This is a genomic window from Streptomyces sp. NPDC048172 (assembly GCF_043202595.1).
Classification (GTDB): domain Bacteria; phylum Actinomycetota; class Actinomycetes; order Streptomycetales; family Streptomycetaceae; genus Streptomyces.
Window position 1 is genome coordinate 105143 of record NZ_JBIDAT010000010.1, and the last position, 11769, is coordinate 116911.

General features: G+C 70.5%; 15 protein-coding genes. 5 read left to right on the plus strand and 10 right to left on the minus strand.

Annotation, left to right across the window (positions count from 1 at the left end):
- Window positions 1-22: 22 nt before the first annotated feature.
- Entirely contained in the window at window positions 23-679 is a 657-nt protein-coding gene (locus ACGF3A_RS36380; protein ID WP_393734773.1) for a TetR/AcrR family transcriptional regulator, read from the plus strand.
- On the opposite strand, the gene ACGF3A_RS36385 is transcribed toward ACGF3A_RS36380, so the two are convergent.
- Window positions 654-1490: a class I SAM-dependent methyltransferase gene (locus tag ACGF3A_RS36385; protein WP_393734774.1), complete on the minus strand. Its 837-nt coding sequence runs from the start codon at window positions 1488-1490 to the stop codon at window positions 654-656. The two genes, ACGF3A_RS36380 and ACGF3A_RS36385, sit on opposite strands and share 26 nt — an antisense overlap.
- A gap of 196 nt (window positions 1491-1686) precedes the next feature.
- Here ACGF3A_RS36385 and ACGF3A_RS36390 point away from each other — a divergent pair, with 196 nt between their 5' ends.
- A complete protein-coding gene (locus ACGF3A_RS36390) occupies window positions 1687-3159 on the plus strand; it encodes an amino acid permease (RefSeq protein WP_393734775.1) in 1473 nt (490 codons plus the stop codon).
- Between the two features lie 9 nt (window positions 3160-3168).
- Here the strand turns inward: ACGF3A_RS36390 and rdgB are convergent, their stop codons facing one another.
- The 4 genes from rdgB to ACGF3A_RS36410 form a co-directional block, all read right to left on the minus strand.
- The gene (rdgB, locus tag ACGF3A_RS36395; protein WP_393734776.1) at window positions 3169-3783 is read right to left on the minus strand and encodes an RdgB/HAM1 family non-canonical purine NTP pyrophosphatase; all 615 of its coding nucleotides are present in this window, start codon (window positions 3781-3783) and stop codon (window positions 3169-3171) included.
- Window positions 3784-3802: 19 nt separating this feature from the next.
- Window positions 3803-4192 carry a hypothetical protein gene (locus ACGF3A_RS36400; RefSeq protein ID WP_393734777.1) on the minus strand — a complete coding sequence of 130 codons (390 nt, stop codon included), beginning with the start codon at window positions 4190-4192 and terminating at the stop codon, window positions 3803-3805.
- A 150-nt stretch (window positions 4193-4342) separates the two neighbouring features.
- Entirely contained in the window at window positions 4343-5068 is a 726-nt protein-coding gene (rph, locus tag ACGF3A_RS36405) for a ribonuclease PH (RefSeq protein ID WP_393734778.1), read from the minus strand.
- A gap of 78 nt (window positions 5069-5146) precedes the next feature.
- Complete coding sequence (locus ACGF3A_RS36410; protein ID WP_393734779.1) at window positions 5147-5380, minus strand: glucose PTS transporter subunit EIIB; 234 nt, start codon at window positions 5378-5380, stop codon at window positions 5147-5149.
- Window positions 5381-5588: 208 nt separating this feature from the next.
- Between ACGF3A_RS36410 and ACGF3A_RS36415 the strand changes: the two genes are divergently transcribed.
- Window positions 5589-6908: a PTS transporter subunit EIIC gene (locus ACGF3A_RS36415; RefSeq protein WP_393734780.1), complete on the plus strand. Its 1320-nt coding sequence runs from the start codon at window positions 5589-5591 to the stop codon at window positions 6906-6908.
- Between the two features lie 218 nt (window positions 6909-7126).
- Window positions 7127-8368: a PTS transporter subunit EIIC gene (locus tag ACGF3A_RS36420; protein ID WP_393734781.1), complete on the plus strand. Its 1242-nt coding sequence runs from the start codon at window positions 7127-7129 to the stop codon at window positions 8366-8368.
- A 39-nt stretch (window positions 8369-8407) separates the two neighbouring features.
- Here the strand turns inward: ACGF3A_RS36420 and ACGF3A_RS36425 are convergent, their stop codons facing one another.
- Window positions 8408-9169, minus strand: coding sequence for an MBL fold metallo-hydrolase (locus ACGF3A_RS36425; protein ID WP_393734782.1), 762 nt, complete (start codon window positions 9167-9169; stop codon window positions 8408-8410).
- A gap of 190 nt (window positions 9170-9359) precedes the next feature.
- On the opposite strand from ACGF3A_RS36425, the gene ACGF3A_RS36430 reads away from it, so the two are divergent.
- A complete protein-coding gene (locus ACGF3A_RS36430; protein WP_393734783.1) occupies window positions 9360-9755 on the plus strand; it encodes a type II toxin-antitoxin system PemK/MazF family toxin in 396 nt (131 codons plus the stop codon).
- A gap of 13 nt (window positions 9756-9768) precedes the next feature.
- Here ACGF3A_RS36430 and ACGF3A_RS36435 read toward each other — a convergent pair whose 3' ends face one another.
- The 4 genes from ACGF3A_RS36435 to ACGF3A_RS36450 form a co-directional block, all read right to left on the minus strand.
- Window positions 9769-10719, minus strand: a complete 951-nt coding sequence (locus tag ACGF3A_RS36435; RefSeq protein ID WP_393734784.1) for a PLP-dependent cysteine synthase family protein — start codon at window positions 10717-10719, stop codon at window positions 9769-9771.
- Between the two features lie 6 nt (window positions 10720-10725).
- Complete coding sequence (locus ACGF3A_RS36440) at window positions 10726-11004, minus strand: MoaD/ThiS family protein (RefSeq protein ID WP_344532058.1); 279 nt, start codon at window positions 11002-11004, stop codon at window positions 10726-10728.
- A gap of 91 nt (window positions 11005-11095) precedes the next feature.
- The gene (locus ACGF3A_RS36445; RefSeq protein WP_393734785.1) at window positions 11096-11206 is read right to left on the minus strand and encodes a putative leader peptide; all 111 of its coding nucleotides are present in this window, start codon (window positions 11204-11206) and stop codon (window positions 11096-11098) included.
- 120 nt (window positions 11207-11326) lie between these two features.
- Window positions 11327-11752 (minus strand): Mov34/MPN/PAD-1 family protein, encoded by a 426-nt coding sequence (locus ACGF3A_RS36450; RefSeq protein WP_393734786.1) that lies wholly within the window; start codon window positions 11750-11752, stop codon window positions 11327-11329.
- Window positions 11753-11769: the final 17 nt, after the last annotated feature.

Sequence of the window (11769 nt, forward strand, 5' to 3'; positions counted from 1 at the left end):
TTTCTGGAGTTAGACTCCAGCGATGACTGGCGAGACGGCGAAGGCGACGCAGGGCGGCAAGCGCGGCCGGAAGGCGGCGGAGACCCGCCGCCGCATCCTGGAGGCCGCGGGCGAGCTCTTCGTGAGCCGGGGCTACGGGGCCACCACGCTCCAGGACATCGCCGCCCTGGCCGGAGTCGCCGTCCAGACCGTCTACTTCGTGTTCGGGAACAAGCGCACGGTCCTCAAGGAGCTCGTCGACGTCACCATCGCCGGTGACGACGAGCCGGTGGCGACGATGGACCGCCCCTGGTTCCGCGCCGCGATGGACGCGCCGAGCGCGCCCGAGCACCTGCGGCTGCACGTCACGGGCACGCGCGCGGTCCTCGACCGCGTCGCCCCCGTCACCCAGGTGCTGGCGACCGCGGTCGCCACCGACCCCGAGGTGGCCGCGCTCTGGCCCGGTGACGAGGACCCGCGCCACCTCGTGCAGAGCGCGGCGGCCCGCTCCCTGATGGCCAAGCCGGGCGCCCGCGAGGACGTGACGCCCGAGCACGCGGCCGACGTGCTGTACGGGCTGCTCAGCCCCGAGACGTACCTGCTCTTCGTCCGCGACCGGGGCTGGGAGCCCGGGCGCTGGGAGCGCTGGGCGTACGAGACGCTGAGTCCGCAGCTCACGCGTCCGCCGTCACAAGCCTGACCGTCCCCGGGATCCGCACCGCGCCGTCCCTGACGAACGGCCGCAGCCCGTCGGCCAGTTCGCGCAGAACGCGGTCGCGCTCGCCGGATCCGGCCTCCCGGAGCGCGCGGCGGACGGCCCCCATGCCGCAGATGCCCGCCGCGGCCTCCTCCGCGTCCCGCCCGAGCACCTGGTCGGCGACGACGGTGGTCATGGCCGTCCCCGTGAATCCGGCGCCGGAGAGCACCTCGCGGATCCGCTCCTCGTCGGCCAGCGCCATCATGGCCCGGCCCGCCGGGGAGGGGCCCTGGACGAGGCCGCGGAGCGCGGCGGTCGCCCGCGCGTACTCCCCCTCGGGGTCGGCCGGGACAGCGACGACGGCCGCGAGCCGCCCGCCGGGCCGCAGCGCCTCGCGGAGGTGCGCGAACCCGGCGACGAGGTCGGCGAAGAACATCACCCCGCCCCGGCTCACCACCACGTCGAACCGCCCCTCGCCCCAGGGGTGGACCTGCGCGTCCCCCTGCTCGAACGTGACCCGCGCCGCGAGCCCCGCCGCCGCCGCGTCGGCCCGCGCCCGCTCCAGCATCGGCGCGGACAGGTCGACGCCGAGGACCCGGCCGCGCGGCGCCCGGCGCGCGGCCAGCAGCGCCGTGCGCCCCGTACCGCAGCCGATGTCGAGCACGGCGCTGTCCGGGGCGAGGCGGGCCGCCTCGAACAGCGCGTCGTTGAAACCGTCGAGCATGCCGTTGTAGAACTCCGGGGCCTCCGCCCAGTGCGCCCCCTCCCAGCCGTTCCACGCCTCGCTCTGCTCCGTGTTCACGAGTGCCGCCATGGATCCTCCCGTTATTTAGAGTCCAACTCTAGTGTTGAGCTCTAGAGTCAGGCGCCCACCGCGTGGTGTCAAGAGCGGCCTGGGCACGGCACGCGCCCCCACAACGGGTGAATTCCCCCCTCTCCGGCACCGTGCGGCACGTTCCGGGCACGCGGGGCGGGAAGCATGGCGCGGACGGCTAAACGGAGGAGCGTCCATGCGCACCTGGTTCAGGACCAAGACCATCGAGGACTCCATCCGGGACACGGAAGAGCCGGGCCGGGGGCTGCACAAGTCGCTCTCCGCGCTCGACCTCACCGTGTTCGGGGTCGGCGTCGTGATCGGAACCGGAATCTTCGTCCTGACGGGCCAGGTGGCCAAGACGATGGCCGGGCCCTCGACCGCGCTCGCGTTCGTGGTCGCGGGCGTGGTGTGCGGGCTCGCGGCGCTCTGCTACGCCGAGTTCGCCTCGACGCTTCCGGTCGCCGGATCCGCGTACACGTTCTCGTACGCCTCGCTCGGCGAGTTCCCCGCCTGGATCATCGGCTGGGACCTCATCCTCGAACTCGCCCTGGGCTGCGCGGTGGTGGCGGTCGGCTGGTCCGGGTACGTCCGCTCACTGCTGGACAACGCGGGCTGGCACCTGCCCCAGTCGCTCTCGGGCACCACCGACGAGACGGGCTTCGGCTTCGACCTGCTCGCCTTCCTCCTCGTCCTGCTGCTGACGGGGGTGCTGGTCGCGGGCATGAAGCTGTCGGCCCGGCTCACCCAGGCCGTGGTCGCGATCAAGGTCGGCGTGGTCCTGGTCGTCATCATCGCCGGGGCCTTCCTCATCGACGGCGACAACTACAAGCCGTTCGTCCCGCCCTCGGAGGGCAGCACGGGCGCCAAGGCCGGACTCGGCGCCCCGCTGGTGCAGCTGATGTTCGGGTACGAGCCGACGACGTTCGGCGTGATGGGGATCTTCACGGCCGCCGCCGTGGTCTTCTTCGCGTTCATCGGCTTCGACGTCGTCGCCACCGCCGCCGAGGAGACGAGGAACCCGCAGCGGGACATGCCGCGCGGCATCATGGGCTCGCTCGCCATCTGCACGATGCTCTACGTCGCGGTCTCGATCGTCGTCACCGGCATGCAGAAGTACACCGAGCTGACCGTCGAGGCCCCGCTCGCCGACGCCTTCAAGTCCACCGGGCACCCGTTCTGGGCGGGCCTCATCAGCTTCGGCGCGGCGGTCGGCCTGATCACCGTCTGCATGATCCTGCTCATGGGCCAGTCCCGGGTCTTCTTCGCGATGAGCCGCGACGGGCTGCTCCCCCAGCTCTTCTCCCGGGTCCACCCGCGCTTCCGCACCCCGTACCGCTCGACCGTCCTGCTCGGGGTCGTCGTGGCCGTGGTCGCCGGGTTCACCAGCATCTCGGAGCTGGCGGAGCTGGTGAACATCGGCACGCTCTTCGCCTTCGTCGTCGTCGCGCTCGGCGTGATCATCCTCCGCCGCACCCGCCCCGACCTGCCCCGCGCCTTCCGCACCCCGCTGGTCCCCGTGCTGCCCGCCGTCTCGGTGCTGGCCTCGCTCTGGCTGATGCTCAACCTCCCGGCCGAGACCTGGGTCCGCTTCGGCGGCTGGATGGTGCTCGGCCTCCTGCTCTACGTCCTCTACGGCCGCTCGCACAGCCGCATGCAGGGCGAATGAGCTGACGGCTCAGTCCAGCTCCAGCAGCTCCCGGACGACGGGGACGAGGGCGCGGAACGCCTTGCCCCGGTGGCTGATCGCGTTCTTCTCCTCGGGGCTCAGCTCCGCGCACGTACGGCTCTCGCCGTCGGGCTGCAGGACCGGGTCGTAGCCGAAACCGCCGCTGCCCGAGGGGGCGTGGCGCAGGGTGCCGCGCAGGCGGCCGTTGACGACACGCTCGGCGCCGTCGGGCAGGGCGAGGGCGGCCGCGCACTCGAAGTGGGCGGCGCGGTGCGCGTCGTCGATGTCGGAGAGCTGGGCGAGGAGCAGGTCGAGGTTGGCGCGGTCGTCCCCGTGGGTGCCCGCCCAGCGCGCGGAGAAGATGCCGGGGGCGCCGCCGAGCACGTCGACGCAGAGCCCCGAGTCGTCCGCGACGGCGGGTAGCCCGGTGGCGCGGGCCAGGGCGTGCGCCTTCAGCAGCGCGTTCTCCGCGAAGGTCACCCCGGTCTCCTTGACGTCGGGGATCTCGGGGTAGGCGTCCGCGCCGACGAGGTCCAGATCGAGGCCCGCGTCGGCGAGGATCGCCTTCAGCTCGACGACCTTGTGGGCGTTACGGGTGGCGAGGATCAGGCGCTTGGTGCTCATGGGCCCGATTATCCAGGTGCTATCCCGGCGTGCAGACCTTGGTCAGCTCCTTGCCCGCGTCCTTGACGGGGCCGACCTTCGGCACCTTGTTGTCGTTGATGTCCGTGCGGGCGCTGTCGACCGCGTCGCCCATCTTGTCGACGGCCTTGGTGACGTCCCCGTCGTCCGTCTCGTCCTTGATCTTGTCGAGGTTCTTGTCGATGCGGTCGAGGGACTTCTTCGCCTGGGTGGGGTCCTCGGTCGCGTCGGAGGCGGCCTGGCTGAGGTCGTCGGCGGCCTCGGCGACCGTGGCGGCCGTGTTGGCACAGTCCAGCGCCTTGTTCACAACGTCCTCCGCGCCGCAGCCACTGGCGACGGGCACAGCGAGCGCGACGGCGGCGAGCGCCGCGACGGTGGTCTTGCGGAGCACTGTGGATCCCCCTCTGAGATTTTTGGTCGGGCCGCACGGTTCGACACGTGCGGCCCGCACCTGGTCAGACGCGTAAAGCGCGGGCAAAGTTCCGCCGCGGCGCGATGACTTACGGATTCCCCGGGATCCCGGGGACGGGGACCCCGGGAATCACTGCCCCAGCGCGCTGCGCTGGGCGCCGTCGAGCTGGGCGCAGCCCTTGACCGCGAGGTCGAGCAGCCCGTTCAGCTCCTCGCGCGCGAAGGGCTCGCCCTCGGCGGTGCCCTGCACCTCGACGAAGCGGCCGTCGCCGGTGCAGACGACGTTCATGTCGGTCTCGGCCCGCACGTCCTCCTCGTAGCGCAGGTCGAGCAGCGGGGCGCCGTCGACGATGCCGACGCTGACGGCGGCGACGGTGCCGGTGAGCGGTTGGGCCTTGGGCTTGATCAGCTTCCGCTCCTGCGCCCAGGAGACGGCGTCGGCCAGCGCCACGTAGGCGCCGGTGACCGCGGCGGTACGGGTGCCGCCGTCGGCCTGGAGGACGTCGCAGTCGAGCACGATGGTGTTCTCACCCAGCGCCTTGAAGTCCACGACGGCGCGCAGGGAGCGCCCGATGAGGCGGGAGATCTCGTGCGTACGCCCGCCGATCTTCCCGCGCACGGACTCCCGGTCGCCGCGGGTGTTGGTGGCGCGCGGCAGCATCGCGTACTCGCCGGTGACCCACCCCTCGCCGCTCCCCTTGCGCCAGCGCGGCACGCCCTCGGTCAGGCTGGCGGTGCACAGCACCTTGGTGTCGCCGAACGAGACGAGGACGGAACCCTCGGCGTGCTTGCTCCAGCCGCGCTCGATGGTGACGGGGCGCAACTCCTCGGCCGTACGGCCGTCGATACGAGACATGGGAGCGAGCCTATCCGCACGGCAGAGGGCCCGGTTCCGGGGAGCGGAACCGGGCCCTGTCGCCTCTCGGGGAGAGGCTCACATCATGTCTTCGATGTCCGCGGCGATCGGGTCGGCGTCGGTGCCGATGACGACCTGGATCGCGGAGCCCATCTTCACGACGCCGTGCGCGCCCGCGGCCTTGAGCGCGGCCTCGTCGACGAGCGACGCGTCCTTGACCTCGGTGCGGAGCCGGGTGATGCAGCCCTCGACCTCTTCGATGTTGTCGAGCCCGCCGAGTCCGGCGACGATCTTCTCAGCCTTGCTGGCCATGTGCTTCTCCTGAGGTTCCGGCCCGGTGGACCGCTGGGCGTCGCAATTCACATTAGCCCACGTTTAGCCCAACTTCGCGGGCATATGTCCACTCGCTGGCGAATGATGGCGATTACCTGGCGCTGCGAGGCGGTCACTCCTGACCACTCCGCACCACTAGAGGTCTACACCAGTATGCGTCAGGTGCGAGGAGAGTCAGGAGGAGCCCGTGAGTTCCGACGCCGCAGCCGCTTCCGCGCCCCGGAAGGCGCAGAAGAAGTGGACGTCCACCTTCTTCCAGGGGCTCCAGAAGATGGGCCGGAGCCTGCAGCTCCCCATCGCGGTGCTCCCCGCCGCCGGCATCCTCAACCGGCTCGGCCAGCCCGACGTCTTCGGCGACGACGGCCTCGGCTGGACGGACGTCGCCAAGGTCTTCGCGGGCGCGGGCAGCGCGCTCCTCGACTCCGCGCTCGGCCTGCCCCTGCTCTTCTGCGTGGGCGTGGCCATCGGCATGGCCAAGAAGGCGGACGGCTCGACCGCGCTCGCGGCGGTCGCCGGGTTCCTCGTCTACTACAACATCCTCCACCAGTTCCCCGAGTGTCCCTCCGGCGCCTCGTTCGACAGCGCGATGGGCACCTGCGTGGGCGACGGGGGCAAGGCCGCGGGCATGCCGACGTACCAGAACCCGGGCGTGTTCGGCGGCATCGTGATGGGGCTGCTGTCGGCCTGGTTCTGGCAGCGGCTGCACCGGGTGAAGCTCGTGGACTGGCTGGGCTTCTTCAACGGGCGCCGCCTCGTGCCGATCATCATGGCGTTCGTGGCGCTGATCTTCGCGGTGCTCTGCCAGTGGGTGTGGCCGCCGGTCGGCGACGCGCTGACCAGCTTCTCCAAGTGGATGACCGACCTCGGCTCCTGGGGCTCGGGCATCTTCGGCCTGGCGAACCGGGCGCTGATCCCGATCGGCATGCACCAGTTCCTGAACACGTTCATGTGGTTCCAGTTCGGGGACTACGAGAAGCCGGGCGGCGAGGTCGTGCACGGCGACATCAACCGCTTCCTGGCGGGCGACCCCACGGCGGGCCAGTTCACCTCGGGCTTCTTCCCGATCATGATGTTCGCGCTCCCGGCCGCCGCGCTCGCCATCACGCACGCGGCGCACCCGCACCGCCGCAAGGTCGTCGGCGGCATGATGCTCTCGGTCGGCCTGACCTCGTTCGTCACGGGCGTCACCGAGCCGATCGAGTTCTCGTTCCTCTTCGTGGCCCCCGTGCTCTATGTGATCCACGTGGTCCTCACCGGCGTCTCGATGGCGGTGACCTGGGCGCTCGGGGTGCACGACGGCTTCAGCTTCTCGGCCGGACTGATCGACTACGTGATCAACTGGAGCCTCGCGACGAAACCCTGGCTGATCATTCCGATCGGACTCTGCTTCGCGGTCGTGTACTACACGCTCTTCCGCTTCGTGATCGTCAAGTTCGACCTGAAGACGCCGGGGCGCGAACCCGAGGAGCTGGCGGAGGAGATCGAGAAGGAGAACACCCAGGCGTAAACGGGATTCCGCTTCCCCGCCCCCTCGCGAAGGCCCTCAAGTCACCCGGCTTGAGGGCCTTCCGATATGCCTTCGTGACCTTGGGAACGGCCTCGGACGAAGTGATTCCGTTCGCCGCCGGACGCATGTTAATAATGGTCTAAACCACTAGCGTGGACTAGACCACCCAGCGGGCCTCCTCCTGAGCGCGGTGCCCGCTTCTCCTGGAGGACAATCCCATGAGCACGGACACCGCTGCTCCCGCGAAGAAGCGGGGCTCCGGCCTGTTCCAAGGGCTGCAGAAGGTAGGGCGCAGCCTTCAGCTGCCGATCGCCGTCCTGCCCGCCGCCGGTATCCTCAACCGGCTCGGCCAGCCCGACGTCTTCGGCGACGAGGGCCTGAAGTGGCACGACGTCGCCGCCGCCTTCGCGGGCGCCGGTGGAGCGATCTTCGACAACCTGCCGCTGCTCTTCTGCATCGGCGTCGCCATCGGCTTCGCGAAGAAGTCCGACGGCTCGACCGCGCTCGCCGCGCTGGTCGGCTTCCTGGTCTACAAGAACGTGCTCCAGGCGTTCCCCGTCGAGGAAGCCGTCGTCAAGGCCGGTGAGGACACCCCGGCCGTCTACAACGATCCGGGCGTGCTCGGCGGCGTGCTCATGGGACTGATCGCCGCGGTCATCTGGCAGCGGTTCCACCGCACCAAGCTCGTGGACTGGCTCGGCTTCTTCAACGGCCGCCGTCTGGTGCCGATCATCATGGCCTTCGTCGGCCTCGCCGTCGGCGTGCTCTTCACCCTGATCTGGGGCCCGATCGGCGACGCGATCACCGCGTTCGGCGAGTGGATGACGGGCCTGGGCGCCGCGGGCGCGGGCATCTTCGGCGCGATCAACCGCGCGCTGATCCCGGTCGGCATGCACCAGTTCCTCAACACGGTGGCCTGGTTCCAGCTCGGCGACTACAAGAACAGCTCCGGGGACATGGTCCACGGTGACATCGCGCGCTTCTTCGCCGGTGACCCGAGCGCGGGACAGTTCATGTCCGGCTTCTTCCCGATCATGATGTTCGGCCTCCCCGCCGCCGCCATCGCCATCGCGCACTGCGCCAAGCCGCACCGCCGCAAGGCCGTGATGGGCATGATGGTCTCGCTGGCCCTGACCTCGTTCGTCACCGGCATCACCGAGCCGATCGAGTTCTCGTTCATGTTCATCGCGCCGGTGCTCTACGTGGTCCACGCGGTGCTGACCGCGATCTCCATGGCGGTGACCTGGGCGCTCGGGGTGCACGACGGCTTCAGCTTCTCCGCGGGCTTCATCGACTACGCGATCAACTGGAGCCTCGCCACGAAGCCATGGCTGATCATCCCGATCGGACTCTGCTTCGCGGTCGTCTACTACGCGCTCTTCCGCTTCCTGATCGTCAAGCTGGACATCAAGACGCCGGGCCGCGAGCCGGACGAAGAGGTCGAGGACCTCACCAAGTAGGCCGCTGGCCGAGGGCCGGGCGTGGTCTACGAGCTCGTACTACAGCTCGTAGACCGCGCCCGGCCGTGCCATGTCCACGGGGCCGTCGAAGACGGTCTTCGCGTCGCGCAGGTTGATCTGCGGGTCCGTCCACGGCGGTACGTGCGTGAGGACGAGCCGTCCCGCACCGGCCCGCTGCGCGGCCTCCCCCGCCTCGCGCCCGTTCAGGTGCAGGCCGGGGATGGACTCCTTGCCGTGGGTGAAGGACGCCTCGCACAGGAAGAGGTCCGTGCCCCGCGCGGCCTCCTCCAGCGCCGCGCACGGGCCCGTGTCGCCCGAGTACGTGAGCGTCTTCCCGCTCTCCACGTGCTCGACGCGGAACGCGTACGCCTCCACCGGATGGTCGACCAGCTCCGCCCGTACGCGGAAGGGGCCCGCCTCGTACGCGCCGTGCGCGGCGAGGGAGCGGAAGTCGAAGACCTCGCTCATGGACTTCTCGGTGGGCGTGTCGGCGTAGGCCGTGGTCAGCCGCTCCTCGGTGCCCTCGGGCCCGTACACCGGGATCGGGGCGCAACGGCCGCCCTCCACCCGGTAGTAGCGCGCGACGAAGTAGCCGCACATGTCGATGCAGTGGTCCGCGTGGAGGTGGCTGAGCGCGATGGCGTCGAGGTCGTAGAGGCCGCAGTGGCGCTGGAGCTCGCCGAGCGCGCCGTTGCCCATGTCGAGCAGCAGGCGGTAGCCGTCGGCCTCCACGAGGTAGCTCGAACAAGCCGATTCCGTCGAGGGGAACGAACCGGAACAGCCGACGACGGTGAGCTTCATGGAGCGGGAACCTCCGTAGACGGCCGGCCGGGGATGCTCCCCTCTCGGCGACGAGGGGAATTCCGAGCGTAAGCCGCCGCGGTCCTGCTGACTCCTCGGTAGCACGCTGGTGTGGGCGGAATCACCAGCCCGGGGCAATCCTTGGAGCAGCCCGCTGGTGCCCGCCTCCGGCGCGGCTTAGCGTCGACGGATGGACACGTCGTGGTGGGTGGCGCTGGGGGTGGTGGTGCTGCTCGCGATGATCGCGGCGCTCGTGGACGGCCGGGGGCGGCTGGGGCCCAGGCGCCGCGACGCGCTCCCCGAGGTGCCGCCCGCGCCGGGAGAGGTGTGGCTGGCGAGGCTGCCGGGCGGGACGGAACGGCCGTTCCTGGTCCTCACGGTCCGCGCCGACGGCGGAGCGCGTGTCGCCCGGCTGGCCCCCGAACCCCCGGGGAGCCCGGAGGTCCAGGTGCTGCCCCCGGAGGGAGGCGGTCCGCTCTACCCGGCGCCCGAGGGCCTGGCGGACATCGGCGCCGCCCGGCTCGTACGCCGTACGGGCGAGGTGGCGCCGGAGGTCTGGGACGAGGTCCGCCACCTCGCGGAGTAGTCCGGACCGTGCGTTACGCCCAGAGCTGGCCCTGGACCGCGGCCACGGCCTCCTCGGTCGTCGCCGCCGTGTAGAGCCCGGTGGAGAGGTACTTCCAGCCGCCGTCCGCGACGACGAAGACCACGTCCGCGCTCTCCCCCGCGCGCTGCGCCTTGCGCGCGACACCGATCGCCGCGTGCAGCGCCGCGCCCGTGGAGACGCCCGCGAAGATGCCCTCCTGCGCGAGGAGTTCGCGGGTACGCGCGACCGCGTCCTCGGAGCCGACCGAGAAGCGGGTGGTGAGCACCGACTCGTCGTACAGCTCGGGGACGAAGCCCTCGTCGAGGTTGCGCAGCCCGTAGACCAGGTCGTCGTAGCGCGGCTCGGCGGCGACGATGCGGATGTCCGGACGGTGCTCGCGCAGATAGCGGCCCGCGCCCATCAGGGTGCCGGTGGTGCCCAGGCCCGCCACGAAGTGGGTGACGGAGGGCAGGTCGGCGAGGATCTCGGGGCCCGTGCCCGCGTAGTGCGCGCCCGCGTTGTCCGCGTTGCCGTACTGGTAGAGCATCACCCAGTCCGGGTGCTCGGCGGCCAGCTCCTTGGCCACCCGTACGGCCGTGTTCGACCCGCCCGCCGCGGGCGAGGAGATGATCTCCGCGCCCCACATGGTGAGGAGCTGGCGCCGCTCCTCGCTGGTGTTCTCCGGCATCACGCAGACGATGCGGTAGCCCTTGAGCCGGGCCGCCATCGCCAGCGAGATGCCGGTGTTGCCCGAGGTCGGCTCCAGGATCGTGCAGCCCGGGGTCAACCGGCCGTCCTTCTCGGCCTGTTCGACCATGTGCAGGGCCGGGCGGTCCTTGATCGAGCCGGTCGGGTTCCGGTCCTCCAGCTTGGCCCAGATCCGGACGTCCTCGGAGGGCGAGAGACGCGGCAGCCGCACGAGCGGGGTGTTGCCGACCGCGTCGAGCGGCGAGTCGTAACGCATCGGCGGTCAGCGCATCCCACCGGCGACGGCGGGCAGGATCGTCACGCTGTCGCCGTCGCTGAGCTTGGTGGAGATGCCGTCGAGGAAGCGCACGTCCTCGTCGTTCAGATACACGTTCACGAAGCGGCGCAGGCCGCCGTTCTCGACCAGGCGGTCCTGGATCCCCGCGTGGCGGCTCTCCAAGTCGGTGAAGAGGTCACCGAGCGTGTCGCCCGAGCCCTCGACCGCCTTCTGGCCGTCGGTGTAGGTGCGGAGGATGGTCGGGATGCGGACCTCGATGGCCATGAGTGTGCTCCTGTCGGAGTAGAGAAGAAGGCTGGCTGTTCTGCGGGCAGCGGGCAGCGGGCACCGACGTGTGCCGCGGAGGGGGCGCGCGTCAGGGGAGCGGACAGATGGCGCTGGCGAGACGGCAGAGATCGACGTGCAGGCGCGCCACGAGCAACATGCCCGGGGACTTCTCGCTCGCGTTCACGTCGTGGACAACCATGGGCTCATCGTAACGATTCCCGGCCCCGGAATCGGATGCCGGTTCCATCATGCGGACGGAAGCGTCTCAGAAACGGTTCCGCAGCTGGTCAGGGCCGCGCAGAGACCGCTCTGAGGCCGCTCAGTACGCGTCTACGACCGTGATCTCCTCCTCCGTCACCTCGCCCTCGACGATGCGGAAGGAGCGGAAGGAGTACGGCCCGTCCTCGTTGCCCGTCTCCGCGGTCGAGACGAGGACGTAGTGCGCGCCGGGCTCGTTGGCGTAGGTGATGTCCGTACGGGAGGGGTACGCCTCCGTGGCCGTGTGCGAGTGGTAGATGACGACCGGTTCCTCGTCACGGTCGTCCATCTCGCGGTACAGCTTGAGCAGATCCGCGGAGTCGAACTCGTAGAACGTGGGCGAGCGCGCCGCGTTCAGCATGGGGATGAACCGCTCGGGCCGCCCCGAGCCCGCGGGCCCCGCGACCACTCCGCACGCCTCGTCGGGGTGGTCCTGGCGCGCGTGGGCGACGATCTTGTCTCGCAGTTCGGCGGTGATGGTCAGCATGCGGGCCAGCATAAGCA

Coding starts and splice junctions, on each gene's coding strand:
- ACGF3A_RS36420 (WP_393734781.1), top strand. CDS start 7,127: ATGAGCACGGACACCGCTGCTCCCGCGAAGAAGCGGGGCTCCGGCCTG.
- ACGF3A_RS36450 (WP_393734786.1), bottom strand. CDS start 11,752: ATGCTGACCATCACCGCCGAACTGCGAGACAAGATCGTCGCCCACGCG.
- rph (WP_393734778.1), bottom strand. CDS start 5,068: ATGTCTCGTATCGACGGCCGTACGGCCGAGGAGTTGCGCCCCGTCACC.
- ACGF3A_RS36425 (WP_393734782.1), bottom strand. CDS start 9,169: ATGAAGCTCACCGTCGTCGGCTGTTCCGGTTCGTTCCCCTCGACGGAA.
- ACGF3A_RS36385 (WP_393734774.1), bottom strand. CDS start 1,490: ATGGCGGCACTCGTGAACACGGAGCAGAGCGAGGCGTGGAACGGCTGG.
- ACGF3A_RS36380 (WP_393734773.1), top strand. CDS start 23: ATGACTGGCGAGACGGCGAAGGCGACGCAGGGCGGCAAGCGCGGCCGG.
- ACGF3A_RS36410 (WP_393734779.1), bottom strand. CDS start 5,380: ATGGCCAGCAAGGCTGAGAAGATCGTCGCCGGACTCGGCGGGCTCGAC.
- ACGF3A_RS36390 (WP_393734775.1), top strand. CDS start 1,687: ATGCGCACCTGGTTCAGGACCAAGACCATCGAGGACTCCATCCGGGAC.
- ACGF3A_RS36435 (WP_393734784.1), bottom strand. CDS start 10,719: ATGCGTTACGACTCGCCGCTCGACGCGGTCGGCAACACCCCGCTCGTG.
- rdgB (WP_393734776.1), bottom strand. CDS start 3,783: ATGAGCACCAAGCGCCTGATCCTCGCCACCCGTAACGCCCACAAGGTC.
- ACGF3A_RS36430 (WP_393734783.1), top strand. CDS start 9,360: ATGGACACGTCGTGGTGGGTGGCGCTGGGGGTGGTGGTGCTGCTCGCG.
- ACGF3A_RS36445 (WP_393734785.1), bottom strand. CDS start 11,206: ATGGTTGTCCACGACGTGAACGCGAGCGAGAAGTCCCCGGGCATGTTG.
- ACGF3A_RS36440 (WP_344532058.1), bottom strand. CDS start 11,004: ATGGCCATCGAGGTCCGCATCCCGACCATCCTCCGCACCTACACCGAC.